This window comes from Rhodococcus sp. Chr-9 (genome assembly GCF_000801125.1).
GTDB lineage: Bacteria > Actinomycetota > Actinomycetes > Mycobacteriales > Mycobacteriaceae > Rhodococcus > Rhodococcus pyridinivorans.
Genome location: NZ_JTIZ01000053.1, coordinates 43,340 through 68,766 on the forward strand (window position 1 = coordinate 43,340; position 25,427 = coordinate 68,766).

Below are 25,427 nucleotides of genomic sequence, written 5' to 3' on the forward strand. Positions count from 1 at the left end.
TCGCCGGCATGAGTCAACGCGGTAGATCCCGTCCCGGCGCGAGGCGCACCCGCACCGAGGGTGTGTCGGGCGTCCGGCGTCCGGGCCGGGTCCGGCCCACGGGATCTACCGCCCCGGCCGAACACTCGGCCGAGAACGCGGGTGCGCGGCCGGCCGGCCGCGAGGACCCCGTTCATTCGTCGCCCGGCCGCGGCCGGCCCGGTGGTTCGGGGCGAGCCCGCCCCACCCGGGTCGGCGCCCCCCGCGACTCCCGCCGCCCCCGCACCGAACGCACCGTCCTGGGCCTGTCCACCGGCCGCGCCGTGGTGCTCGCCCTCGTCGTGTGTGGTCTCGCCCTCACCCTCGCGGTGCCGCTGCGCACCTACGTGAGCCAGCGTTCCGAAGCCGAGCAGCTCGCCGCCGAACGCGTGCAGCTCGAACAGGAGATCGCGGCCCTCGAAGAGCAGAAGGCCCGCATGGAGGATCCGGCCTGGGTCCGCGCCCAGGCCCGCGAGCGACTGCGGTTCGTCGTCCCCGGCGACATTCCCTACCAGGTACAACTGCCGGGCGACGCCCCACCCGAACGCGAGCAACGCGAACCCGAGCGGCCGACGACCGGCGCCTGGTACAGCGACCTGTGGTTGTCGGTGTCCGAACCGGCACCCGAACCCGAGCCCGAACCCGTGCCCCAGCAGATGCCTGTGGCACCCCCAGAACCAGGAGATGTTCCCGGGTGACCGATCACGTCACGCAAGAAGACCTCGACGCCGTCGCCGCCCAGCTCGGGCGCGAACCCCGCGGCGTCCTGGCCATCGCCTACCGTTGCCCCGACGGTGCGCCCGGAGTGGTGAAGACCGCGCCCAAGCTGCCCGACGGCACGCCCTTCCCGACGCTGTACTACCTCACCGACCCGCGCCTCACAGCCGAAGCGAGCCGGCAGGAATCCGCCGGGGTCATGAAGGAGATGACCGAGCGCCTCGGCACCGACGAGGAACTTGCTGCGGGCTACCTGCGCGCCCACGAGTCGTACCTGGCCGAACGCGACGCGATCGAGTCGCTCGGCACCGACTTCACCGGCGGCGGCATGCCCGAACGCGTCAAGTGTCTGCACGTGCTGATCGCCCATTCGCTCGCGAAGGGACCGGGCGTCAACCCGCTCGGCGACGAATCCGTAGCCCTCGCCGCCGACGCCGGTCTGCGTGGCACGGCGATCCCCGCCGACTGGCCCACCTACGCCGAGCTGCGCGGAGAAGAACAGTGAGGGTCGCGGGAATCGACTGCGGCACCAACTCCATCCGCCTTCTGATCGCCGACATCGCGAAGGACGGCACCCTCACCGACGTCACCCGCCTCATGAAGGTCGTGCGGCTCGGGCAGGGCGTCGACGCCACCGGTCGTCTCGCACCCGAGGCGATCGAACGCACGCGGGTCGCGCTGGTGGAGTACGCCGACCTGATCCGCGAGACCGGCGCCACTGCCGTTCGCATGGTTGCCACCTCGGCCACGCGCGACGCGAGCAACCGTGAGGACTTCTTCGCGATGACCCGCGAGGTGCTCGGTGCCGTGATCCCCGGAGCCGAGGCAGAGGTCATCACCGGCGACGAGGAGGCGCGTCTGTCCTTCGCTGGTTCGGTCGGCGAACTCGACTCCGCGCGTGGGCCTTTCGTCGTCGTCGATCTCGGTGGCGGATCCACCGAGGTCGTGCTCGGCGACGCCGACGGTGTGCACGCCGCCTACTCCACCGACATCGGCTGCGTCCGGCTGACCGAACGGTGCCTGCACGACGACCCGCCGACCGCCGCGCAGGTCGCTGCGGCACGGGAGGTCGCGGCGGACAAGATCCGCGAAGCGCTCGAGCGGGTGCCGGTCGAGCAGGCCCACACCTGGGTGGGTGTCGCGGGCACCATGACCACCCTCGCCGCGATCGCCCTCGAACTCGACGAGTACGACTCCGAGAAGATCCACTTGTCGTCGGTGCCGTTCGACCGCCTGCGCGAGGTGTGCGACGGTCTCGTCGCCGCGACCCGCGAGAAGCGCGCGGCGCTCGGCCCGATGCATCCCGGCCGCGTCGACGTCATCGGCGGCGGCTCGATCATCACCACGGTCCTCGCCGAGGAACTCGGCCGCCGAGCCGGCATCACCGAGCTGGTCGTGAGCGAGCACGACATCCTCGACGGCATCGCCCTGTCCGTCGCCCGCTAGTTCTTTGATCCGCACTACTCGGAGATCCAGTCGGGCGGCTACCGCAGCCTCGACGAGAACCAGCGCGTGCGCTTCGAGATCGGCCAGGGTGCCGAGGGTCCCCAGGCCACCGGTATCACCGTGATCTGATTCGATCTCCCGTCCCCCAGGGGATCCGAGACACCATCAGGCCCGCCTCGTCATTCGAGGCGGGCCTGATGCATGTCCTGGCCGGATCGAGCGGAAACGATTGTGACGACCGGAAATCCCGTCAGGGCACCGTGAAACGAGTGGTGAACCGGGCGGGGTCGAGATAGGTCGTGTTGAGGCTGTCCGTGGTCACTGTCATTCCCGCATCGCCGGAACCGATGTCGATACTGATCTGTCCGCTGGGAGCGTGTCCGGGTTCGCCGGGAGCCGACGTCAGCTCGAGGGCGCGTACGCCGTTCCTCTTGCTTCCCCAGTGGTTGACGAATGCGGTGATGGTGCACGAACCGCCCAAGAACGTCGACCAGGACAGATCGATGAGGATCGTTCCCGGTCGATGGTGCGGGGCGAACACGTGGCCGGTCAGCTGCCCGCTGCACGGTACCGAGTGGTCCCGCCCCAACGAGTATGTGGTCGGCAGGGGAACGAACTCCTGGTGGTGCGCGGACGCCGTGCCCGGAAGAACCGCGAGCAGGGCAAGCGACATGCCGCCGACCGCGAACGTCCGACGGAATTGTCGTCCAGTCACGCTCCGAGCGGTGTTCATACCGTCCCGCAGTCCGACGACGGCGCAACGCCGGCGAATCGGCCGTCGAGGAAGTCCAGCGCACCCGGCAAGCCGATCACGGCGGCAGTGATGTGATCCGGGCTCGGCACGAGTTCGGTCCGCACCGCCACCCCGGCGTCGCAGTACCTGCGCAGCGTCGTGGAGATCGCATCGAGAGGAATCAGCACGTCGGTCGGTGAATGCCACTCGTACACCGGGGCATTCGGCACCGTCGCGACCTTCTCGACGCTGTTCTCCATCAGCACCTCCTGCACGGTCGGGCTGTCGAGCAGGGCAAGGCCCGCCGCCGCGTCGGCGACGTCGGCCATGCTGCGACCGGCACCGGCGAGCAGGATTTCGTTGGTGCACGCGTTGGCGATGCGGTCGCGCAGTTCCCGCCCCGCACCGTTGAGCTGCTCGCTGACCGGCATGCGGTCCGGGTACTCACGTTCGAGGCCGAGGGCGGCCGCCATCGCCAATCCGAAGGCGGGATGAGCGGATTCGCCGAGTTCCCGGGCCATCTCGCCGATGTCCATCGGGACGCCACCGTAGGCGGAGCCGACGATCGGGATCTCGGGCGCGTAGGTCGGGGCGAGTGCTGCGGCCATCGCTGTCGCCATCCCGCCGCCGGAGTAGCCGGCGATGCCGACCGGACTGTCGGCGAGTTCGAGCGGTGCGTAGCGTTGCGCGGCCCGGATGCCGTCGAGGGTGATCTGCCCGCCGACCTTCGCGGCGCCGTAGGCGCTGTTCGGTCCGAGATGATCGGGAACGGCCAGCGACCAGCCGCGCTGGATCGCGATGAGCAGGCCGGGAGACTCCCGGATCCCTCGCAGCGGGTTCGGTGCGTACAGCGCCGTCGACGGCGCGCATTCGAGCCCGAGTGCGTTGATGATGGCTTGGTACGAGACGAGCGGACGACCCGGCGCCCCACCCTGAGGGGACAGCACGGTGGTCACTGCGGAGATCGGTTCGCCGGCGGAGTTCGTCGACCGGAACTTCAACTGGACGGCGTCGGTGCCGGGAAATCCGAGCGGCGGCGGAAGGACGCGCGCGGCGAGGACGTCACCGGGCTGCCGATCGGCGATGTCGTCGGGGGTGCTGTAGAAGGAGTCGTTCACGGACGCGGGGTAGACGATGCCTTCGGCCTGTGCGGAGGGTGCGGCCACCAGGCTCGGCGTCGCTGCCAGGGCCATGACGGCTACTGCGGTGGCGAGTCGCCCGGTCAGTGGGCGTGCGGTCGTGAAGCGCATCCATGGTCCTTCTCTTCGTGCCCGGTTCACCACCCGGCTGTCCGCTGTGTACTTGTCTCCCCGCAGGATGTCGGCCGGAAATCGAGGTGCGTTACAGCCCGGGCGAGGAGCACATTCGAAGTCGGATCCGAGGAGGTCGAGGAGCAATGAGGATCGAACCTTGCACGGCCGAACGACGAAGTGACGTACTCGATCTCTCCCTCCGGGCGTGGCGTCCCGTCCTCGGGCTGTACCGGCCTCCGTCTACGAGGGGACAGGATACGAACGCCGTCCCGTCGCACGGTACTTCAAGAACCTCGCGCCCCGGCGCGGTGGTGGACAGTCGTGAACGCTAATGTGATCCCCACGCCCCTATAGCCCAATTGGCAGAGGCAGCGGACTTAAAATCCGCACAGTGTGGGTTCGAGTCCCACTGGGGGCACAGGTCCGGGGTCGTCCCCGATGCATCCGCTACCGCTCTCGCTATCCGCTACAGCAATTTGCCGTAGCGGATAGCGAATCTTGTAGCGGATGCACTGGTGGCGAACAGTTCGGCCGGCGACTATCCCGAGGGCAACCTCTGCTGCTCCTCGTGTCGTGACCGGTGCAGGACCTCCATGAGCTCGTGTTCGAGCGCCACGAACTCGCTCGACACGCACGTCTCCAGGGTTCGAGGTCGGGGCAGGTGCACACGCACCTCGTGCTGCACCCGCGTCGGTCGCGGACCGAGGACGACGACCCGATCGGACAGCAACACCGCCTCGCGGACGTCGTGCGTCACCATCAGCACCGTCCACCGATGCTGCTGCCACACCTGCTGCAACCACAATTGCATCTCGGTGCGGGTCAGCGAATCGAGTGCGCCGAACGGCTCGTCGAGCAGGAGCACGTCGCGCCCCTGCAGCACCGTGCGTGCGAGCGACGCGCGTTGACGCATACCGCCCGACAGTTGGTGCGGGGCAGCGTCCTCGAAGCCGGCCAGGCCGAAGGTCGGCAGCAGTTCGCGGGCGCGGGCACGAGCGTCGGATCGCTGTACACCCTGCACCTCGAGCCCGAGTGTGCAGTTGTCGAGCACCGTCCGCCACGGGAACAGCAGGTCCTTCTGCGGCATCAGCGCGACCTGCCCGGGTGCCGCGGGGGAGTCGCCGACGAGAACCTCTCCGGTGTCGGGTTGCTCGAGTCCCGCGACGATCGAGAACAGCGTCGACTTGCCGCACCCACTCGGCCCGATGAGGGACACGAACTCGCCGGGCTCCACAGCACAGTCGATGCCGTCGATCACCGCCCGGTCGCCGTACGACTTGTGGACCGAGGCCACCGTCACCGCATTCATCTCTCACCCCTCGTGAGCGCCCACGGCGCGACCATCCGTTCGACGACGAACGTCAGCGCGTACAGCAGGAGTGACAGAGCAGCGGTCACCACTACGGCAGCGAGCACGAGATCGGTGCGGAACGAGTTCTTCTGCGTGCTCATGTAGATGCCCAGACCGGATGTCGCGCCGACGTATTCGGCGAACACCGCACCCACGACGGCGTAGGTGATGCCGATCCGCAGGGCGGTGAAGAAGCGGGGGAGCGCGGATGGCAGGCGCACGTAACGGAACTGCTGCCACCGCGACGCGCCCATACTGCGTAGCAACGCGCCCGCCTCCCGGTCGGCCGCCGCGAACCCTTCGAGCAGCCCGATCGCGACGGGGAAGAACGTCACCAGCGCGATGACGAGGATCTTCGGTAGCAGTCCGAAACCGAACCAGATGATCATCAACGGCGCGATCGCGATGATCGGCAGGGTCTGCGACACCACGAACAACGGCACGAGGGCCCGCCGCAACCAAGGCGAGAAGTCTACGACGATCGCGAGGGCCCACGCCAGTGCCAGCGACACGGCGAACCCGACCATCGTGACCTGCAGAGTGGACCAGGCGTGCCCGGCGATGTCGACGCGATGAGACCACCCCTGCGTGAGAACGCGTGCGGGGGAGGGCAACACCTGCGGGCGGACACCGCTCACCACGACGTACGACTGCCAGATCGCGACCAGAGCCCCGGCGATGAGCAGCGCGGGAAGGAGCCGACGTGCGCGGCCGATGCTATCGGTCTTCGAGGTAGTCATCGGTGACATAGGTCGACCAGTCCGGCTCGGTCGTCAACGGGCTGCCGTCGGGTCCGGACAGCACGCCGTTCTCGTACAGGAACCGGGCATAGCCCGACCATTTCCCGGCGTCGAGGACTCCGACGGCGCCGGAGGCGTCACGCATGTACTCGGCGGCGAGCATGCGCTGGCTCTCGTAGACGAGTTCCTCGTCGGGGAAGGCCCCGGGGTTCGCCTCGAGCAGAGCCCGGGCTCCACGATCGGGGTCGTCGGCGGCGATCCGGTAACCCTGGTGCAGCGCCTGCACGAAAGCGCGTGCCTGCTCCGGGTTCTCCGTCATCCAGTCCTCGTTGCCGTCGACGACGATCGCGTACGCGTCGGGGAAGCCGTAGTCGGTGAAGCCGAAGTACCGCATGGGCAGGCCGCGGTGCTCGGCCTCGAGACCCTCCCACGCCAGGTACGACACGGTGAAGTCGGCGGTCGACGAGTAGACGGCCTCGTACGACGACGTCCCGAGCGTCACGTTCTCGAACTCACCGCGACCACCGTCGTTGCGGATCACTTCGGCGAGCATCTCGTCCTCACCAGGGTTGGCGAAGCCCGCGAAGGTCTTGCCGTCGAGATCCGCCGGCCGCGTGATCTCGGCGTTGTCGGCCCGCACGGCGATCCCCGTCGCCCAGTGCTGCAGCGGTGCGAGGACCGCGACGGTCCGGGACCCGGCGGCTCTGGCGATGGTCGATGTGGCATGCGTGGAGATTCCGAACTCGGCGCTACCCGCGTCGACGAGGGTGTCGGGGGTCGCGTTGTTGTACGGCAGGATCTCGACGTCGAGACCCGCATCGGCGAACAGACCTTCCTGCTGCGCCACGTACAGGCCGGTGTGATTGGTGTTGGGCGTCCAGTCCAACGCGAATCGGATGGTGTCGCTCCCGGAATCGGACGAGCACCCGACGACCGCGGAGAGTGCGGCGACGAGGGTGAGCAGTCCGGCGAGAGTCCGCCGCGCCTTCACTGCGCGGGCAGGGGACGGATCGATGTGGGTACAGGCGTGGTCATGTCGGGACATCCCTTCGTCAGCATTACCTGGTCAGGTTCGACGGGTGTGATCTCAGCCCCGCTCGTGCGGAGCACCCCGTGTCACGGGCGACCCTAGCACCATGCCCTCCTGGGGCCGCCGGGACGGGAGCAGAACGGAAGATGTGACCCGAAGTTACGGAAATGCCCAGGTCAGGATGTCACCCTCACATTTCACCCGCAACGGAAGGATCGAAGATCCCGACTCTTCGAGTGATGGTCCCTGCCACCTCCCCCGAACGGCAGGGACCGTCGCTCTGCGCATGTCTCTCCCTTGCGCGGACGATGAAGGGCCGTCGGTGAACTCCGACGGGTCCGTTCTTCTGTTGTTTCCGTAGACCCGACTCCCGCAACGGTGTTCAATACGCACGAACCGATCGGGGGATGGGATGCGCGCAATGATGGGCGCCGCGATGGCTGCGGCGGTGATGGGAAGTGTCCTGACGGCATCGGTGGTGTCGGCGGAGACGAGCGGACGCACCGAAATGCCGTATGACTCGTCGGCGCCGCTGGCCGGCGAGGTGCTCGGGTCCGTAGTGTCGATACCCGCGCCGCTGCCGGCGGAAGCGGGACCGCGACCCGCCGCGTGCGACCGGTTGTCGTATCTGCGGTGGCGGTCGGCCGACGGACCGGAGAGTTCGGCCGACGCCGACCGGATCCTCGTCGCCCAGCCCGGGATCTTCGAGGGAGCGGGCGCGTTCGAGAGCGTCGCGCGCAACACCGTCGTCGCGGCCGCGGCCCGTGGTGCCCACGTCGAGTTCTGGGCACTCGACCGGCGATCGAACTGCCTCGAGGACCACACCGGTACCCGGGCGGCACTGCGGACGGGTTCGCTCGACACCGCGACCGACTACTACTTCCGCGGTGCCGAAGTGGACGGGCGACGATTCGCCGGCCACGCGAGCGGCGCCGACGTCGCGTGGCTCTCGCATGTCGGCATCGAGCAGACGCTGCGCGACCAGTACGACCTGCTGCGTCACGAACTCTCCGACCCGGAACTGCGGAAACGGAAAGTGTTGTGCGGCGGACATTCTCTCGGTGGTTTCATCACCGGCTACTTCGCGGAATGGGACTTCGACGGAGATCCCGCCACCACGGGCGACGCCGGTTACAACCAGTGCGGCGGGTACTTTGCGCTCGATACGGTGATCGAGGCGGGAGCGCCCTCCCCCGGGCAGAGTGCCCTCCCGGATCTGCCCGAAGCGGTCTCGGCGCCAGTCGATGCGTTCTTCGGCTCCATCTCGACGGCATCGCCGGTGCTGGCACTTCCCACGGTCATCAATCCCGAGACGACGAATCTGCTCGCACTCACCGGACTCGCCGCGCGACTGGACCCGGACAGCACCGACGGCATTGTCCCGCGCATGCCCGACAACCCGAACATCGACTGGACGTTGCGCACTCTGTTGTCGGGGGACTACGCGATGTTCGCGACGGGCGACCCGGATGTGCGGACGTTGAACGCGACCAACGAGGCGGTGCTCGGCGCGATCCTCGACGACAATTCGCAACCGCTGGGGTTCCTGCAGGTGAGCGTCGGATTCATTACCGGGGCGCCCGTGCGCGACAAGCTGTTTCCTGTTCCCGCCACGCCGGAGGTGCTCGGGTCGGGATTCTTCGGCGATGCGCTCAAGGCGTCGCCGGCGGTGTTCGCGGATCCGGGAGTCGTCTACCGGTGGCTCGACTACGACGAGGTGGGCACTGGGGCGTCGTCACCCGACGAGGCGCGGTACACCGATCGGGGGAGCGAGGTGACGTCGATCGCGGGGCTGGCGCGGAATCTGTCGGAGCCACCACTGGATTTCACCGAGTGGTACTTCCCGTCGAGGCTTCCGTTCGACCTCGTATCGGCGACCCGCTTCGAAGGGCATCTCCACCGCGACGGTGTCGCGCGCAATCCTGTGGTGACGCTGGTGGCGAGCGGCGGGATCCCGTTGCCGGAGAAGGATCATCCGAACGAACGCAGGTGGGTGCTGCCCGGATACAAGCACATCGATGTACTCACTGCGGCCGCCGATCAGAACGACGGGCGGCCCGAGCAGGTATCGCAGACGCTCGCCNCGCAGCCGACCGAGTCGGTAGCTTCACAGTCGGGTGATGCGGATCAGGCGCCGCGCGCGGAGAAGATCGAGGTGTAGTCGTGGGGACCGCCCACTTCGGCGACAGCGGTGACGGGTTCGGTCTCGGCGTCGGTCTCCGGAGTGGTGGGCGCGAGGAAGAGGGGTCCGTCGAATTCTTTGTTCTGGCTCATGGCCGTCCTTTCGGGTGCGGCCGGGTAGTCCCCGGCCGTGGGGCAGTGCGAAGAAGAGGGGCCGCGGTACACGCGGCGGGGAACTCTCACGTCCGGTTCGGAACCTTCGGGCACTGTGGTGCGAGGTTGCTCATCATGTGCGAGCCGAACGATGTCTCCACTCTACACCAGAAGGGCCGCGCGACGTTTGACCGGCGAGTCGCGTGGGAAGACACTCGGCATGGCTACCTACAGAGTGATCGACCCGACCGGGAACGTCGTGGATACCAAGGAAATCGAGAGCGCGGACGACGCGCACGCCTGGTTCGTCGACCAGCGCGCCGACAACAGCGAACTCGGCTGGCGTATGGAGGCGCAGAACGAGCAGGACGGTACCTGGCACTTCTTCGACGACACCGAAGGCACCTCCTCGAAGTAGTCCCGGCAGCACCCCGTGAGAGCGGGGTGCTGCATGCACCTCGACAGCGCGGTGCCGAGCACCTCAACAGCGCGGTGCCGGTAGTCGCAACTACCGGCACCGCGCAGTTCAAGGGCTACTTCTTGAAAGCGTCCTTGACGTTCTCGACGGCATCCGAGACCTTGTCGCCTGCCTGCTTCAGACCGCTGGAGGCCTGGTCGCCGCGACCCTCGGCTTCGAGATCACGATCGCCGGTCGCCTGACCGGTGTTCTCCTTGATCTTGCCGCCCGCTTCTTCTGCCTTGTGCTTTGCCTTATCGACGAAGTCGGCCATGGGGTCCTCCTGTGTCATCGAACGTTGCTCTGACGGAGTACCCCACCCGAACAGCCTGAAACCGAACACGACCGGCTCGTCCGTGTCAGACTTCGACACGGACAGCCAGGAGGAGACCGATGTCGCATCCCACCAACTCCGGTCCCGAGAACAACGACCCGATCGGGGACGCGCCCGACGCCGATCCCGAACTCGTCCGCGACGGGCCGGTGCAGCGCCGGCGTTCGGCGGGTGCGGTGATCGCAGCCGTCGCGGTGGTCGTCGTGATCGTCGTGCTGCTCGTAGTTTTCCTCTGAACAGAGCCGTTCACCGAGCAACGCGGGGTTCACAACCAGTCGCGGCGCTTGAAGAGCACGTAGAGCACGATCGCCGACACGACCATGATCCCGACCCCACTCATCAGTCCCCAGGCCTCGCCTACCCCGGGATAGGGCACGTTCATGCCGTACCAACCGGTGACGGCCGTGGGGACGGCGATGATCGCGGCCCATCCCGTCAGTTTCTTCATGACGATGTTCAGGCGCGCGTCCTGCAGCGACAGGTTCGTCTCGAAGACGGTGTTCACCATCTCGCGCAGTGAATCGGTCCACTCCGCAGCACGCATCACGTGGTCGTAGAGGTCGTTGTAGGAACTGTCGAGTTCGGGGTGGTGGTTGCTCTCGGCGCGGGTCCGCAGGACGGCATTGACGACCTCGCGCATCGGCAGCACAACCCGCCGGAGCTGCACGAGTTCCTTGCGGAGCCGGTAGACGCGTCGCTGGATCTGCCGGGTGGAGGCGCCGTCCTCGAAGAGGCAGTCCTCGAGGTCCTCGGCGGCGTCGTCGAGTTCCTGGATGGTCTCGAACTGCCCGTCGACGACCGTGTCGAGCAGGCCGTGGATCAGCGCACCCGGTCCGTACTGCAGCAGGTCGGTGTTCTCGTCCCACCTGCGCACCGCCTCGTCGATGTCGAACGGAGTGCCGCGGCGAACGGTGACGACGCCGCGGGGCAGGACGAAGGCGGAGATCCGGGTGGTGCGGAGCCGGGACTCGTGCGCTTGATTCTCGTCCTCGGAATCCGGAAACAGGTGTGTCGCGTAGACCGTGAGGAAGGTATGGGTGGCGTAGCGGGTGGCCTTCGTGCGCTCGCCGTGTGCGAGCGAATCCTCGACGGCGTGCGGGTCGAGGTTCCATTCCTCGGCGAGTTCGAGCAGAGCCGTGTGCTCGGGATTCCACAGATCCACCCAGACGAGGGCCTCGGGATCGGCGAGATGCTCCGAGACGGCTGAGAGCGGGAAACCTTCGTCGACGAGTTTCCCGTGGGCCCACCGCCGGGTCCGGATGGAGTTGTCGTATCGGTCCGTCACCTCGGCAGTGTCCCCGAAATCGGCGGGCTTCACACCACGTTCCCGTCACGACCGGGCTCACACGACAGGACGATGCTCGGTGTCCACCAATCGCAGCACCTCGTCGACGAACCCGAGGTCGATCCGTGGCCGATCGTCAGGCCGCAGACCCTGTTCGATCCGTACCCGCATCGAGGTGAGCGTGGCGATCACGTGTGGCCCGCCGTCGGTCAGATAGCGCACCATTCCGCGCGCCGCGCACGCGTCGACCACGACGGCCAGGGTCTCCTCGGCCTCCTCGATGCGTCCGGCCGCGTGCAGGCAGGAGGCGAGCAGACGGTGGGCCTGCAGGTGGGCGCGGGGACGCGAGGTGGTGCGCTGTACCCACATCCGCGCCCATTCGACGGCCTGTTCCGACGCCTCGGGCTCCCCGTTCTCGCTGAGCAGCCGGATCGCGGTGGAGTCCTCGATCTGGAGGGTGATCTCGACGGTTCCGTCGGGGTGGGGTGTGGTGTTCTCCGGCATCGTGCGTGTCGAGGGGCCTGGAGTGGCGATTCCGAGCCGGACCCGTTCGTTCTCGATGCGTGCCCGCAGGCGCGGCAGGTCGTGCAGCGCCGCGACCCGCAGTCCTTCGGTGAGCAGGGCGACGGCTTCCTCCCGGTTGCCCTGCAACATCTTCAGGCGCGCAGCGGTACCGAAGCGAGCGATGAGGAAATCCGTTCCACCGCCTTCTATTCCGAGCAGGTTGCTCTCGTCGAGCAGTGCTTCGGCCTCGGCGGTCCGTCCCTGTTCGTAGAGCAGCTCTCCGAGCATGGCAGCGGCGAGACGCCCTCCGTGGGTGTGGATTCCGCCGTTTCGTCGCGCTCGGCGCAGCGCTGTGCGGAAGTACTTCTCGGCCGAGGCGACGTCGAGTCGTTCGTTCGCGGCGATGCCGCACAGGCACTGACCGTAGATCGACGCGAACGGTCCGCGGGTCTCGCGGTGGTAGGGCTCCGCCCATTCCTGCCGCCGGATCGCTGAGGTGAAGTCGAAGCGGAAGATGTCGGCGTACGAGGCGAAGTCGGCTGCGGCCGCCACCACCCACGGGTGCACGGAGGTCGGATTCTCCAGGCACGGCGCGATGAGTTCGTAGATGCCGTCGATGCGGTCGGAGTTCATCAGGATCGACGCCTCGACGGCATCCGCCTCGATGTGGAGTGCTTCGACGTCGTAGCTGTCCGTCACCCCACGGTCGAGCAGTTCCCGTACTGCCGCGAGGGTTCTGCGGCATCGGTCCAACCGCAGCAGCGCACTGTTCGCCCAGGCCTGCGTGAGCAGCAGGCGCGGATCGTTTGCGACGGCCCGTGGCGGCAGTTTGTCGATCAGGGCGAGCAGCGTGGCGATGTGCCCGTGCTCCATCAGGTACATGCCGTCGTCGGCGAGCAGGTCGACGGCGAAGTCGGTGTCGTTGGCGGCGAGGGCGTGGTCGACGGCCTCCTGCAGCATGCGGTTGCGGGCGAACCAGTCGGCGGCGGTGCGATTCAGGTCCGCGACCTTCTCGGGATGGTCGCGTTCGAGACGTCGACGCAGGAAGTCGAGGAACAGGTGGTGATAGCGGAACCACACGCGTTCGTCGTCGACGTGCCGCAGGAACAGGTCGCGTTCCTCCGCCTCCTCGAGCATCGCCTGGCTGCGCGGATCGCCCGTGAGCGCCGCGGCGAGGCTGCCGCTGATCGATTCGGTGATGCTCGTCGCGAGGAGGAATTCGTACATGCGGGGTTCGAGACCGGCCAGCACGTTGTCGGCGAGGAACTCACCGATCGCGTGGTGCCGACCGGTGATGTTCTCGATGAGCCACGACGGATCGTCGCTGTCGCGCAACGACAACGACGCGAGCTGCAGGGCTGCGGCCCAGCCCTCCGTGGTGCGGGTGAGATCCTCCACGTCCTCGGGGCCGAGGTCTATCCCGCCGATGTCGCGCAAGAAGGCGTTCGATTCGTCCACCCCGAACCGCAATGCCGTCGAATCGATCTCGACCAGCTCGTCGCGAACACGCATGCGGCTGAGCGGAAGTCCGGATCGGTTGCGGCTCGTCACCACGAGCTGCAGGTGATGGCATCCGCGGTCGAGCAGGAACTCGAGGGCAGCGACGGTCTCCGTCGACGTGACGCGGTGCCAGTCGTCGATCACCAGCGTCGCCGCGGTGTCGGTGCGGTGCAACTCGTCGATGAGCGTGCACAGTACGTACCGTTCGGCCTCGTCGCCGTGCGCGTCGAGGATCTGGCCCAGTTCGCGCGCGAGGACCGGCCGGATCTGCTTCATGGCCTCGACGAGGTGCGCGAGGAACCACAGGACGTTGTTGTCGTCGCTGTCCACCGTCAACCACGCGACCGGCACTCCCTCGGCGGCGAGTACGTTGCGCCACTGCGTCGCGAGGGTGGACTTACCGAAGCCGGTGGGGGCGTGGAGGGCGACGAGACGGCGTCGTCCGCCTGCCCGCAGGAACGAGATCAGACGGCTGCGTTCGATCAGGGGACGTGAGGTCGAGGGCGGCCGGAACCTGGTCGACGGTGCGGTGGACGGACCGGTGCGTCCCGAGACCGTGGACGACCGGCCGGAGACCGTCGAGGCCGGTCCGGTGAGCGGTGGCGCCGAACGCGGCGGGAGCGGGCCGGACGGCGGTGACCCGGGCAGCGCCATCTCGTCGATGGTCAGGTTGTGGGCGCGCTGGACGTCGCGGAGCAGATCGCCGAACTCGGCGGCCGTCTGCGGCCGGTTCTCGGCATCGGTCGCCATGCCGCGCTCGAGGGCCTCGCACACGTCGTCGGGGATGCCCTCGCCGCGCAGGTCGGGGACGGGCTCGGAGGTGATGCGCACGAACTGCGCGACGATCTTCTCGCCCTCCTTCCGCTCGAAGGCGGCGTGACCGGTGATCGCCGCGAACAGGGTCGCGGAGAGGCCGTAGACGTCGGCGGCCGGAGTCGCGGCATGACCGCGCAGCACCTCCGGTGCCGTGAACGCGGGGGAACCGGTGATCTCACCGGCAGTGGTGCGGAAGCCGCCGCCGACGCGGGCGATACCGAAATCCGTCAGCTGCGGTTCGCCGTACTCGGTGAGCAGGATGTTGCCGGGCTTGATGTCGCGGTGCAGGACGTCGGAACGATGCGCCGTCTCGAGTGCTCCGGCGACCTTCACCCCGATCCGGACCGCCTCCGGCCAGGCGATCGGTCCGTGCCGCCGGATGCGGGTGTCGAGAGAGTCGTGCGGGTGATAGTGCATCACCAGATAGGGCAGGCCCGTGTCCGTCGCGCCGGCCTGCAGCACGGTGACGATGTTGGGGTGGCCGGAGAGCCGCCCCATCGCGCGTTGCTCGCGTAGGAAGCGTTCGAGATCGGCGGGTTCGGGGGAGCGGCGCAGCACTTTCACCGCGACGTCGCGGTCGAGTTCGGCCTGCCGGCAGCGGTAGACCACACCGAAGCCGCCGCGGCCGATCTCCACGGCGTCGGTGAAACCGGCATCGTGCAGCGCGCGCACGATGTCGGTCTCTGCGACGTCGACAATCGGCGCGCGCTGAGTGGCGGCCGGATCGTTCTCGGTCATCGGCGCAATCACCTCGGGAAGCCGTTTCCCCAGGATAGTCTCGAAATGTGCACGCCCGCCGCAGATCGTGCGTCGCCCCTGTTCTAACGTGGTCCGGCCGGACCACGGTGCCTCACCGGGAACGGACGAAACGACACTGCGACCAGAAGTGGGACATAGATGAAGAAGACTCTCGCGGCGCTGTTCGGTGCAGGTGTGGTCCTGCTTGCGGCGGCGTGTGGATCCTCGGACGGATCCGACTCGGCCGAGGAGACCACCACCACGACGAGCACCTCGGCTTCGGCGGAGGCCGGCACCTCGGGCACCAGCGTCGAACTCGGTAAGAGCTACGAGGAGAACTGCGAGGCTCTGCTGCCCTACCTCGACGAGCTCGAGGAGTGGGGCCAGGACCGCGTGGCAGCGGCCCAGGCCGTCGCCGACGCCCAGCAGCAGCTCCCGGCCTGGCAGGATCTCAGCGAAGAGGAGCAGGCCGACACCCTGCGTGCCATCGAGAACGCCGGAAAGGGCGAGTGCTGACGGTCGAGTGGTGATCGACGAGTTGTACGACAGGTTGAGGCGCTTCCCGGATGTGGAAGCGCCCAACCTGTTCGCCGTCGACGGGGCCGATCGCCTGCTCCTCGACGAAGCCGCGCCCGCACTGGAATCCGCAGCGCCGGGCACGATCGTGGTCGTCGACGACCAGTACGGCGCCCTGACCCTGGGTGCGGCCGTCCGGTTCGGCGCGGAGCGGATCCGGGTGCATCAGGACTCGGTGGTGGCCGAACGCGCCCTGGCTGCGAACGCCGAGCGTGAGGATCTCACCGACCGCTACCGTTCCTGCGGACTCGACGCGGACCTGCTCGCCGGTGCCCGAGTGGTACTGCTGCGTCTTCCCCGTTCGCTGTCGGCGCTCACCGAGATCGCCGAGATCGTGGCCCGCCACGCCGACCCCGAGGTCGTCGTGTTCGCCGGTGGCCGCGACAAGCACATCAGCCTTGCGATGAACGACGTCCTCGCTGCGTCCTTCGCAGAGGTCCGCGCGTCGCGGGGACGGCAGAAGTCGCGTGTGCTCACCGCGCGCCGAGCAACGCCCGGACCGGCCTCGTATCCCGTCCGTGAGAGGCTCGACGAACTCGGCCTCACCGTGGTCGCGCACGGGGCCGCCTTCGCCGGCCCGCGCCTCGACATCGGTACCCGTTTCCTCCTCGACTTCTTCCCCCGTCTCGACTTCCCCCGTAACGACACGGACGAGCAGATCGCGGTGGACCTCGGCTGCGGCACCGGCGTCCTCGCCGCGATGCTCGCCCGGCAACTGCCCGACGTTCGCGTGATCGCGACCGATCACTCCGCCGCCGCCGTCGCCTCCGCCGCGGAGACGGCCGCCGCGAACGGGCTCGCCGACCGGATCGACACGCTCCGCGACGACGCCGCGAGTTCGATCGCCGCCGGGTCGGTCGACCTCGTGGTGTGTAATCCGCCCTTCCACATCGGCGCCGCCGTGCACACCGGCGCGGCCCACAAGATGTTCGACGCCGCAGCCCGGATCCTCCGCCCGGGAGGACAGATGTGGACGGTCTACAACCGCCACCTCGACTACCGCCCCGCGCTGTCGGGCATCGTCGGGCCGACCCGCGTCGAGGGCCGCAACCGCAAGTTCACGGTGACCAGGTCGGTACGGAGCCGGTAGAGTCCGATTAGTCCGAGCTTTCTCGACGAAACGGGAACTCGTGAGGTTACTGCCTCGTTGAACGGACAGAAGCGACCACGAGAAGGGAAGTGCACGGTGCGCACCACCAGTAACCCGGTGTTCCGCAACCTGCCCAAGCAAGAGGGCGGCGGATACGCCACGTTCGGCTCTGCGACGGCGGGCGCCGCGCAGGCCACCCAGCAATTCGGTCAGCCCCAGACGGATCCGTGGGCACGTCCCACCGACCAGCGGACCATGACGATCGACGACGTCGTCACCAAGACCGGCATCACGCTCGGCGTGCTCGCCGTCTCGGCACTCATCTCCTACGTCCTGGTCAACTCCAACGTCGGCCTGGCAGCTCCGTTCGTCATCGGCGGCGGTCTGATCGGCCTCGTCCTGGTGCTGGTCGCGACGTTCGGCCGCAAGATGGACAACCCGGCGATCGTCCTCGCCTATGCGGTGGCGGAAGGCTTCTTCCTCGGCGCGCTGTCGTTCATGTTCACCGACATCACGTTCGGTGGCGCCGGCGGCGCGACTCTGATCGCGCAGGCCGTCCTCGGTACCTTCGGCGTGTTCTTCGGCATGCTCGTCGTGTACCGCACCGGCGCCATCCGCGTCACGCCGCGCCTGACCCGCATGATCGTCGGCGCCCTCGTCGGTGTCCTGGTCCTGGCGCTGGGCAACCTCGTCGCCGGCTTCTTCATCGACGGTGGCCTGGGCCTGCGCGACGGCGGCCCGATCGCCATCATCTTCAGCCTCGTGTGCATCGGCATCGCGGCGTTCAGCTTCCTGCTGGACTTCGACTCCGCCGATCAGCTGATCCGCGCACAGGCCCCCGAGAAGGCCGCCTGGGGCGTCGCCCTCGGCCTGACCGTCACCCTGGTGTGGCTGTACGTAGAGATCCTGCGACTGCTCAGCTACTTCCAGAACGACTAGCAGTACGCCATGAAGACCCCGGACCACGGTCCGGGGTCTTCGTCGTTTCCCAGGGGGTGTTTTCCCAGGGGTGTACACCTTCACCCTGTCGGAAAGCCACGACGTGGGAACATGGAGTCATGCGCATTGCGGATTCCGTCATCGACCTCATCGGAAACACCCCCCTCGTCAAGCTCAACACGGTGGTGAAACCCGGATCGGGGCTCGTAGCGGCGAAGATCGAATACCTCAATCCCGGCGGCAGCTCCAAGGACCGTATCGCGGTGAAGATGATCGATGCGGCCGAAGCGTCGGGCGAACTGAAGCCGGGCGGGACGATCGTCGAGCCCACCTCCGGCAACACCGGCATCGGCCTGGCCCTGGTCGCGCAGCAGCGCGGCTACAAGTGCGTGTTCGTGTGCCCCGACAAGGTCGGCGAGGACAAGCGCAACGTGCTGCGGGCCTACGGTGCCGAGGTGGTCGTGTGCCCGACCGCGGTCCCGCCGGAGCACCCCGACAGCTACTACAGCGTCTCCGACCGTCTCGCCCGTGAGCTCCCCGGTGGCTGGAAGCCCAACCAGTACTCCAACCCGGGGGGCCCGGCGAGCCACTACGAGACCACCGGCCCGGAGATCTGGAACGACACCGACGGCAAGATCACGCACTTCGTTGCTGGCGTCGGCACCGGCGGCACCATCTCGGGTACCGGCCGGTACCTCAAGGAGGTCTCCAACGGTGCGGTGAAGGTCGTCGGCGTCGACCCCGAGGGCTCGGTGTACTCGGGCGGCACCGGCCGGCCGTACCTCGTCGAAGGTGTCGGTGAGGACTTCTGGCCCTCGGCCTACGACCCGTCGATCCCCGACGAGATCATCGCCGTCTCCGACGCCGACTCGTTCGAGATGACCCGTCGCCTCGCCCGCGAGGAAGGCCTGCTCGTCGGTGGCTCCTGCGGCATGGCCGTCGTCGCCGCACTGCAGGTTGCCGAGCGCGAGGGCCCCGACGCGGTCGTTGTCGTGCTGCTGCCCGACGGTGGTCGCGGCTACATGTCGAAGATCTTCAACGACAAGTGGATGGCCAGCTACGGCTTCCTCCGCGCGCCGCTCGACGGCAAGCCCGACGACTCCACCGTCGGCGACGTGCTGCGCGGCAAGAGCGGCGACCTGCCCGACCTCGTGCACACCCACCCGTCCGAGACGGTGCGCGACGCCATCGAGATCCTTCGGGAGTACGGCGTCTCGCAGATGCCGGTCGTGGGTGCCGAACCGCCCGTCACCGCAGGTGAGGTGGCTGGTTCGGTCAGCGAGCGCGAACTGCTCAGCGCCGTCTTCGAAGGTCGCGCGAATCTCGCCGATCCGGTCGAGAAGCACATGAGCCCGCCGCTGCCGAACATCGGCGTGGGCGAGTCGATCGACTCCGCCACGAAGGCGTTCGGCGATACCGACGCGCTCATGGTGATCGACGACGGCAAGCCCGTCGGTGTCATCACCCGCCACGACCTGCTCGGATTCATCTCTCAAGGCCGATAGGACACAGATCTTCATGACAGACCAGAACCAGCACGGTTTCGCGACCCGCGCCATCCACGCCGGGTACGAGCCCGACCCCCAGACCGGTGCCGTCAACGTGCCGATCTACGCGTCGTCGACCTTCGCCCAGGACGGCGTCGGCGAGATGCGCAACGGCTTCGAGTACGCCCGCACCGGCAACCCCACCCGTCGTCCCCTCGAGGCGAACCTCGCCGCGCTCGAGAACGGCACCTACGGCCGGGCGTTCGGCTCGGGCATGGCCGCTACCGACTGCCTGCTCCGTTCGGTGCTGCGTCCGGGCGACCACCTCGTCATCCCCAACGACGCGTACGGCGGCACCTTCCGTCTCATCGACAAGGTGTTCACGCAGTGGGGGATCGAGTACACCCCGGCCGCGATCAACGACGCCGACGAGGTGCGCGCGGCCGTGCGCCCGAACACCAAGCTCGTGTGGGTGGAGACGCCCACCAACCCGCTGCTCAACATCGGCGACATCTCGGCGCTCGCCGACATCGCGCACGAGGGTGGTGCCAAGCTCGTCGTCGACAACACCTTCGCGTCGCCGTACCTGCAGCAGCCGCTCACCTTCGGTGCCGACGTCGTGCTGCATTCGACCACCAAGTACATCGGTGGTCACTCCGACGTCGTCGGTGGCGCGCTGGTGACGAACGACGAGGAGCTCGACGCCGCCTTCGCGTTCCTGCAGAACGGTGCGGGCGCCGTGCCGGGCCCGTTCGACGCCTTCCTCACGCTGCGCGGCATCAAGACGCTCGCGGTGCGGATGGAGAAGCACTCCGACAACGCCGAGAAGCTCGTCGACTTCCTGTCGGGACATTCCGCCGTGACCAAGGTGCTGTACCCGGGTCTCGAATCGCATCCGGGCCACGAGTACGCGGCCAAGCAGATGCGTCGCTTCGGTGGCATGATTTCCGTGCGCCTCGCCGGTGGCCGCCAGGCCGCGCTGGACTTCTGCAAGCGCACCGAGATCTTCACCCTCGCGGAGTCGCTCGGTGGTGTGGAGTCGCTCATCGAGCATCCGGGTGCGATGACCCACGCCTCCACCGCCGGGTCGCTGCTCGAGGTCCCCGAGGACCTCGTCCGGCTGTCGGTGGGTATCGAGGACGCCGCCGACCTGCTCGCCGACGTCGAACAGGCGCTCGGCTGACACACCGGTCGTAGAAGACAGGCGAAGAAGGCGTCCCGAAGGACGCCTTCTTCTCGTGTCGATCGGGAAAACACCGACGGCGACGTGCGGAAGGAACCGCATAGCCCCCGGAAGCACTGCCGGGCGCCGTACGATCACGTGGTGACGGACAGCGAACATCCCGAATCCGCCCTGTGGGACACCGTGCTCGACACGGTACGGCGCCATGGACCCATGACGATCGACGAGGTGGCCGATCATCTCGAGGAGCACGGATTCGGCTCGGCCGAGCAAGTGATGATCGATCTCGAACAGTCGGAACCGCATCCGCTGTTGATGTGGTTGTCCGACGACCGTGTCGCGGCGACGGATGCGCTGTTCGAGGGCAGGATGCTCACACACCGCCTCACCGCGGACGAACTCGACCGGCACGCGATCCCGGTCGACGACATCGAACCGCTCCTGCTGCTCGTCTCCGAGGACGACGAGTTCGATCTCGTGCAGCCCGGTGGATTCGAAGCTGCTGCCACGCAAAACGATCCGGATTCGGATGAGATCGTCCGCAAGGAGACGATCGTCTTTCCCGAAGGAGCCCTGGCGGGTCACGAGGCGGGAGACCTGCTCGCACTCACCGTGCGGGACGGTCGCTTGTCGTTCGCTCCGGTCGACGACGAAGTCCGAAGTAGTGAGGCCGAATTCGTGCACGCGCTCGAACAGACCATCGCCCGTCAGCAGGTGGCGAGCCTCGGGGGCGCCTTCCTCGACGTGCTCGCCGATGTACCGGACGCGTTCTCCGCGCCGTCCCTGCCGCTCGGGGACTTGCTCGCCGGAGCCGGTCTGGTCCGCAGCGGAGACCTGGTGGCACCGAACGGTTTCGACTTCGACGGATACTCCGACCGGGCAATGTTCGAGATCTATGCCGAACAGCTCGGGATCCCCGTCGACGCCGTGCCCGGCGTGGCCCTGTTCGCGTCGCTGGTCGAAGCCCTCGAACGCGGCGACGACGCCGAACTCGACGAGCGTTTCGCCGTGGGAAAATCCGGTCTGTACTCGGTGCTGTCCGATCCCGAGATCGCCGAGACCGTCTACGACGAACTGGTGGGGGAGAAGCTCGCGCCCGAGGCGATCGAACAGGCCGCGCTGTGGCTGCTCGACCATGCGCCGCGACGTGCGGCGGGGGCAGCGCACTGGATCGCCGGTCGCGCGGCCGAATCGACCGGACGCCTCACGGAAGCCGAACGGCACTACGAGCGCTCGGCCGACCTCGACTCCGCCTTCGACCTCCCGTTGTTCGACCTCGCGCGCTTCGCTTCCGATCGCGGGGACGCGATACGGGGGCTGTCTCTGCTCGCCCGGGTGCCGGGCGGCGACGAGCATCCCCTCCACGAAGTGCTCGAACGGTACCGGCCGAAGGAGGTCCCGGGGCTCGGCCGCAACGACCGCTGCTGGTGCGGGTCGGGCCGCAAGTACAAGGCGTGCCATCTCGGGCGCGCCGAGCACTCGCTCGAGGAACGCTCCGACTGGCTGTACATGAAGGCGGCCATGCACGCCCTCGAACCCGAATGGGCCGAACAGCGGGTCGCGCTGGCGGAGGCGCGTTCCGGCTACGGGGACGACGACGCGGTGGCCGAGGCCGTCGCCGATCCTCTCGTCGAGGACGTCCTGCTCTTCGATGCCGGCGCCTTCGCGGATTTCGTCGAGCGTCGCGGTGAGTTGCTGCCCGAGGACGAGGCCGAGCTCGCCCGCTCGTGGCTGGCGGTCGAGCGTTCGGTCTTCGAGGTCGAGGCGAGTGCGCCGGAGGAGTCGCTCACGCTGCGCAACGTCCGTAGCGATCGGGTGGTGGAGGTGTCCGCGCCCTGGCTCGCGGGTGAGGTGCCCGCCGGGACGTTGCTGTGCGCCCGTGTGATGCCGGTGGGGGAGGACCGGTGGGTGATGCCCGGCGGCTGCGAACCGGTGACGAAGGATCAGCGGGACACGCTCGTCACGCTGCTGGACGAGGACGCGGTCGATCCGGTGGACATCATGGACGTCCTGACCCAGCCGGACGCCGCAGACTTCTATCCGGAACCGTAACTCCGGACCCTCAGGAAGCACCGGTCCCACTGGTCCCAGCACTAGAACGTGTTCCTGAATATATGTGATAAGAACATCCGGAAGCCGCACTGGTGATCGACCTCACAGTTACGGTGAGAGCGATTGATGGATGGATGTGGGGGTAGCGGATGTCGGTGGACCCGTCTGCGGTCATCGTGGCAGTGGCTACGGCAGCAAGTGCGCTCGTTCAGGGCGTGGACCTACCAGCAGAGATCAAGGATCAGATCAACGGGGCGATCGAGTCGTTCGAGGCAACTGCCGAGAACGCCGACACGGATGCGGCGAATCTCGTCGCGTCCTTGCCGGAACCGATGCAGCAGGGAGCACAACAGGCGGTCGCGGATGCGACGACGGCGGTCGCGGGAGCGATCGAGCCGCATCTGCCCGAGGACGCGGCCGCGGCCCTGCACCCCGCCGATCCGCAAGCAGCTCCGCCCGCTCTGGCGCCCGAACCGCCGGCCGCGCGTCCCGGGCCCTTCGGAATACCGGTCCAACCCCCGGCGACCGGTGTGGTCGGGAACCCGCAACCGGGTCCCACGATCCCGGGCACCGGGATCACGTTGCCGTCGATCCCGGCGATCCTTCCCGGAACGCGACTCGCACCCATCGGTGCGATCGCAGTGTTCGCGCCGTGGCTGAAGAAGGCCGGCGAACTGTGCGAAGGGGTCTCCGCGCCGGTCCTCGCGGCCCTCTACTCCGCCGAGAACGGTTTCCGGTACGGCCCGACCGCGCCGGTCTCGCCGGTCGGCGCCCGCGGCCCGGGACAGTTCATGCCCGGCACCTGGGACCAGTACGGCAAGGACGCCGACGGTGACGGCAAGGCCGACGTCCTCGGCATCGCCGACCCGGTCATGGCGTCGGGCAACCTCCTGTGCGACAACTACAAGCTCATCGACGACTGGAAGAAGCGCGGACTGGTCGAGGGCGACACCCTCGATCTGACCCTCGCGGCCTACAACGCCGGCGTCGGCGCGGTGAAGCGCTCGGGTGGCATGCCGTCCGGTCATCCCGACTACGAGAACCAGACGAAGCCCTACGTCGCGAAGATCCGCGCGACCGAGCACGTCTTCGCCCGCATGCTCTCGCCGTTCCTGGGTCTGGGCATCGGAGGCGGAGCCGGCGACGTCGGTAATCGCATCGTCGACCTTGCCTTCAAGTACCTCGGCCTGCCGTACGTCTGGGGTGGCGGCAATATCAACGGGCCGTCCGGCGGCGGTTTCGACTGCTCCGGCCTGACGTCGTACGCGGTCTTCGCCGCGACGGGCATCACGCTGCCGCGCACGTCCGAGACACAGTGGCACATCGGCACCGAGGTGCCGCTGTACGCGGCGCGCCCCGGCGACCTGCTGTTCGGCAACTGGCAGGCCGGCGGACCCGGTCACGTCGCCATCTACATCGGTGGCGGGCAGATGGTGCACGCACCCACCACCGGCGACGTCGTGCGGGTGGGGCCGGTCTTCCCCGACATGAAGGCGCGGCGCATCTTCTGACACCTGCCGTGAACACGCGAAAGGCCCGACCGAGAGAATCCGGTCGGGCCTTTCGGCTGCAGAGGGGACTGCCGCGGTGCGGCACTCGGCGATCAGCCGCGGTAAGGTTCCGCGCTCACCAGTGTCACCTTCATGGTGTTGCCGTTGGGCAGCGTGTACTCGCGGGTCTCGCCGACCTTCGCGTCGATCAGGGCGCCACCGAGGGGCGAGCTGGGGGAGTAGGTCTCGAGCTCGCTGTTGCGGGCACCTTCTTCGCGGGTCGCGATCAAGAACGTCTCCGTGTCGGACTCGTCGCCGGCGTAGTAGACGGTGACGACGGAACCGGGGAGGGCCACGCCCGACTCGGTCGGAGCAACGCCGACCTTGGCGGTGCCCAGCAGCTCCTGGAGCTGACGGATACGGGCTTCCTGCTGGCCCTGCTCCTCGCGGGCCGCGTGGTAGCCGCCGTTCTCCTTGAGGTCGCCTTCCTCGCGACGCTCGTTGATCTCGGCGGCGATGACAGGACGATTCGCGATGAGCTGGTCCAGCTCGGCCTTGAGTCGGTCGTACGACTCCTGCGTCAGCCAGGTCACCTGGGTCTCGGTCATCCTCGATCACTTCCTTCGGGTTGGAGCCCCCGGCTCCGTGGACAAGTCGTGCACATGCAACGACCGCGACAGCACGACCCCCGTCGTCCCCCCTGGTTGTCAGGCTGAACGGAAGTCGTACTGTCTGTTGATGCTCTTATGCAGCAATACACGGCCCCAAAGGGTGGAACCGTGTATCCGGCTATTTTAGCATCACTATCGTCGCTGCTCCGGAAAAGCGCAGGAAGCCGCTGGTCGCGGTAGATTCCTAGGGTGCGCGGAGGTAGTCGGGAGCCTCGGTGCTGCAGCCGTAGGTATCGCCCATTCCGGGGCGTTGTGACGTCTTGACCGTGGATGTCAGCACGACCGTCTGCGAATCGGACGCCGGGATGAGGACCTCGCGCCGTCCGGTCTCGCTGCCGTCCTTCGACCGCGCCCGGATGATGCAGACAGCATCCTCGGACGGATCGTCCCGCGTGACCTTGAGCTGGATGTCGATGGTGCTGTCGTCGATGATCTCGAAGGCGAGGACCTCCGACTCGATCGGAGCCGAGTTGTTCTGGAACAGCACGAACGCCACGACGAGCCCGGCGAGCAGACCGGCGATGGTGAAACCCCAGCGCTTGCCGCGTGTCGACACGCGGGGCCCGGGGTACCGGGAGGAGGGGTACCGGTCGGTGGGCAGGGTGTTGCTCATCACTTTGCTTTCACAGCGGAACGATGGATCGGGCGTCGCCGCAGGGTCACGGCTGACGTCGGAATTATCAGGTGGAACTATAGAGGACGGATCCGTAGCGACCGCGACGCGGGCGCAGGGTCGGTTCCGG

24 protein-coding genes, 1 tRNA gene, 1 pseudogene and 1 riboswitch are annotated in these 25,427 nt (G+C 67.8%); of the genes and pseudogenes, 15 read left to right on the forward strand and 11 right to left on the reverse strand.

Annotated features, from left to right (window positions below; translation table 11 throughout):
* Window positions 1-8: 8 nt before the first annotated feature.
* From QR64_RS06440 to QR64_RS25600, 4 genes and pseudogenes are all read left to right on the forward strand, one after another.
* Window positions 9-716, forward strand: coding sequence for an FtsB family cell division protein (locus tag QR64_RS06440; RefSeq protein ID WP_033098268.1), 708 nt, complete (start codon window positions 9-11; stop codon window positions 714-716).
* Window positions 713-1,240 (forward strand): DUF501 domain-containing protein, encoded by a 528-nt coding sequence (locus QR64_RS06445; RefSeq protein WP_006553860.1) that lies wholly within the window; start codon window positions 713-715, stop codon window positions 1,238-1,240. Before QR64_RS06440 ends, QR64_RS06445 begins: the two co-directional genes overlap by 4 nt.
* On the forward strand, window positions 1,237-2,181 hold the full coding sequence (locus QR64_RS06450; protein WP_006553861.1) for a Ppx/GppA phosphatase family protein: 945 nt from the start codon (window positions 1,237-1,239) through the stop codon (window positions 2,179-2,181). The genes QR64_RS06445 and QR64_RS06450 overlap by 4 nt, the downstream gene beginning before the upstream one ends.
* Before the next feature lie 12 nt (window positions 2,182-2,193).
* Window positions 2,194-2,310, forward strand: a pseudogene (locus QR64_RS25600) (cold shock domain-containing protein); the annotation flags it as partial.
* A gap of 121 nt (window positions 2,311-2,431) precedes the next feature.
* Here the strand turns inward: QR64_RS25600 and QR64_RS06455 are convergent.
* Both QR64_RS06455 and QR64_RS06460 read right to left on the reverse strand, forming a co-directional pair.
* Window positions 2,432-2,896 (reverse strand): hypothetical protein, encoded by a 465-nt coding sequence (locus QR64_RS06455; RefSeq protein WP_039584604.1) that lies wholly within the window; start codon window positions 2,894-2,896, stop codon window positions 2,432-2,434.
* Between the two features lie 14 nt (window positions 2,897-2,910).
* On the reverse strand, window positions 2,911-4,164 hold the full coding sequence (locus tag QR64_RS06460) for a lipase family protein (protein WP_039584581.1): 1,254 nt from the start codon (window positions 4,162-4,164) through the stop codon (window positions 2,911-2,913).
* 347 nt (window positions 4,165-4,511) lie between these two features.
* Here QR64_RS06460 and QR64_RS06465 point away from each other — a divergent pair.
* A tRNA-Leu gene (locus QR64_RS06465) sits at window positions 4,512-4,585 on the forward strand.
* A gap of 120 nt (window positions 4,586-4,705) precedes the next feature.
* On the opposite strand, the gene QR64_RS06470 is transcribed toward QR64_RS06465, so the two are convergent.
* From QR64_RS06470 to QR64_RS06480, 3 genes are all read right to left on the reverse strand, one after another.
* Window positions 4,706-5,476: an ABC transporter ATP-binding protein gene (locus QR64_RS06470; RefSeq protein ID WP_006553864.1), complete on the reverse strand. Its 771-nt coding sequence runs from the start codon at window positions 5,474-5,476 to the stop codon at window positions 4,706-4,708.
* Window positions 5,473-6,258 (reverse strand): ABC transporter permease, encoded by a 786-nt coding sequence (locus tag QR64_RS06475; RefSeq protein WP_019288745.1) that lies wholly within the window; start codon window positions 6,256-6,258, stop codon window positions 5,473-5,475. Before QR64_RS06475 ends, QR64_RS06470 begins: the two co-directional genes overlap by 4 nt.
* A complete protein-coding gene (locus QR64_RS06480; protein ID WP_259443599.1) occupies window positions 6,236-7,303 on the reverse strand; it encodes an ABC transporter substrate-binding protein in 1,068 nt (355 codons plus the stop codon). The genes QR64_RS06475 and QR64_RS06480 overlap by 23 nt, the downstream gene beginning before the upstream one ends.
* Window positions 7,286-7,382: riboswitch (TPP riboswitch) on the reverse strand. (Overlaps the previous gene by 18 nt.)
* Window positions 7,383-7,700: 318 nt before the next feature.
* Here QR64_RS06480 and QR64_RS06485 point away from each other — a divergent pair.
* Window positions 7,701-9,371, forward strand: a 1,671-nt coding sequence (locus QR64_RS06485) for a hypothetical protein (protein ID WP_235367034.1), incomplete at its 3' end; no start/stop codon positions are given.
* Window positions 9,372-9,415: 44 nt separating this feature from the next.
* Here QR64_RS06485 and QR64_RS27130 read toward each other — a convergent pair.
* Complete coding sequence (locus QR64_RS27130; RefSeq protein WP_162836409.1) at window positions 9,416-9,562, reverse strand: hypothetical protein; 147 nt, start codon at window positions 9,560-9,562, stop codon at window positions 9,416-9,418.
* Between the two features lie 220 nt (window positions 9,563-9,782).
* Here QR64_RS27130 and QR64_RS06490 point away from each other — a divergent pair, with 220 nt between their 5' ends.
* Window positions 9,783-9,980, forward strand: coding sequence for a hypothetical protein (locus QR64_RS06490; protein ID WP_006553868.1), 198 nt, complete (start codon window positions 9,783-9,785; stop codon window positions 9,978-9,980).
* 115 nt (window positions 9,981-10,095) lie between these two features.
* Here QR64_RS06490 and QR64_RS06495 read toward each other — a convergent pair whose 3' ends face one another.
* A complete protein-coding gene (locus QR64_RS06495; RefSeq protein WP_019288742.1) occupies window positions 10,096-10,293 on the reverse strand; it encodes a CsbD family protein in 198 nt (65 codons plus the stop codon).
* Window positions 10,294-10,412: 119 nt separating this feature from the next.
* On the opposite strand from QR64_RS06495, the gene QR64_RS27135 reads away from it, so the two are divergent.
* Window positions 10,413-10,589 carry a hypothetical protein gene (locus QR64_RS27135; RefSeq protein ID WP_162836410.1) on the forward strand — a complete coding sequence of 59 codons (177 nt, stop codon included), beginning with the start codon at window positions 10,413-10,415 and terminating at the stop codon, window positions 10,587-10,589.
* 29 nt (window positions 10,590-10,618) lie between these two features.
* Here the strand turns inward: QR64_RS27135 and QR64_RS06500 are convergent, their stop codons facing one another.
* Both QR64_RS06500 and QR64_RS06505 read right to left on the reverse strand, forming a co-directional pair.
* Entirely contained in the window at window positions 10,619-11,638 is a 1,020-nt protein-coding gene (locus tag QR64_RS06500; RefSeq protein WP_037216292.1) for a magnesium transporter CorA family protein, read from the reverse strand.
* A gap of 57 nt (window positions 11,639-11,695) precedes the next feature.
* Window positions 11,696-15,196 carry a serine/threonine-protein kinase gene (locus tag QR64_RS06505; protein WP_039584583.1) on the reverse strand — a complete coding sequence of 1,167 codons (3,501 nt, stop codon included), beginning with the start codon at window positions 15,194-15,196 and terminating at the stop codon, window positions 11,696-11,698.
* A 159-nt stretch (window positions 15,197-15,355) separates the two neighbouring features.
* Between QR64_RS06505 and QR64_RS06510 the strand changes: the two genes are divergently transcribed.
* The 7 genes from QR64_RS06510 (at window position 15,356) to QR64_RS06540 (ending at window position 24,034) form a co-directional block, all read left to right on the forward strand.
* Complete coding sequence (locus tag QR64_RS06510) at window positions 15,356-15,712, forward strand: hypothetical protein (protein ID WP_006553871.1); 357 nt, start codon at window positions 15,356-15,358, stop codon at window positions 15,710-15,712.
* A 7-nt stretch (window positions 15,713-15,719) separates the two neighbouring features.
* A complete protein-coding gene (locus QR64_RS06515; protein ID WP_039584584.1) occupies window positions 15,720-16,862 on the forward strand; it encodes a class I SAM-dependent methyltransferase in 1,143 nt (380 codons plus the stop codon).
* Between the two features lie 96 nt (window positions 16,863-16,958).
* Entirely contained in the window at window positions 16,959-17,801 is an 843-nt protein-coding gene (locus QR64_RS06520) for a Bax inhibitor-1/YccA family membrane protein (protein WP_006553873.1), read from the forward strand.
* Window positions 17,802-17,920: 119 nt separating this feature from the next.
* Window positions 17,921-19,306, forward strand: a complete 1,386-nt coding sequence (locus QR64_RS06525; protein WP_006553874.1) for a cystathionine beta-synthase — start codon at window positions 17,921-17,923, stop codon at window positions 19,304-19,306.
* Window positions 19,307-19,319: 13 nt separating this feature from the next.
* Window positions 19,320-20,471, forward strand: coding sequence for a cystathionine gamma-synthase (locus QR64_RS06530; RefSeq protein ID WP_019288736.1), 1,152 nt, complete (start codon window positions 19,320-19,322; stop codon window positions 20,469-20,471).
* 141 nt (window positions 20,472-20,612) lie between these two features.
* Window positions 20,613-22,523: an SEC-C domain-containing protein gene (locus QR64_RS06535; RefSeq protein ID WP_235367035.1), complete on the forward strand. Its 1,911-nt coding sequence runs from the start codon at window positions 20,613-20,615 to the stop codon at window positions 22,521-22,523.
* 149 nt (window positions 22,524-22,672) lie between these two features.
* A complete protein-coding gene (locus QR64_RS06540) occupies window positions 22,673-24,034 on the forward strand; it encodes an NlpC/P60 family protein (protein ID WP_006553877.1) in 1,362 nt (453 codons plus the stop codon).
* Between the two features lie 92 nt (window positions 24,035-24,126).
* On the opposite strand, the gene greA is transcribed toward QR64_RS06540, so the two are convergent.
* Window positions 24,127-24,621, reverse strand: coding sequence for a transcription elongation factor GreA (gene greA / locus QR64_RS06545; protein WP_033097234.1), 495 nt, complete (start codon window positions 24,619-24,621; stop codon window positions 24,127-24,129).
* Between the two features lie 247 nt (window positions 24,622-24,868).
* Window positions 24,869-25,297, reverse strand: a complete 429-nt coding sequence (locus tag QR64_RS06550; protein ID WP_039584586.1) for a DUF4307 domain-containing protein — start codon at window positions 25,295-25,297, stop codon at window positions 24,869-24,871.
* Window positions 25,298-25,427: the final 130 nt, after the last annotated feature.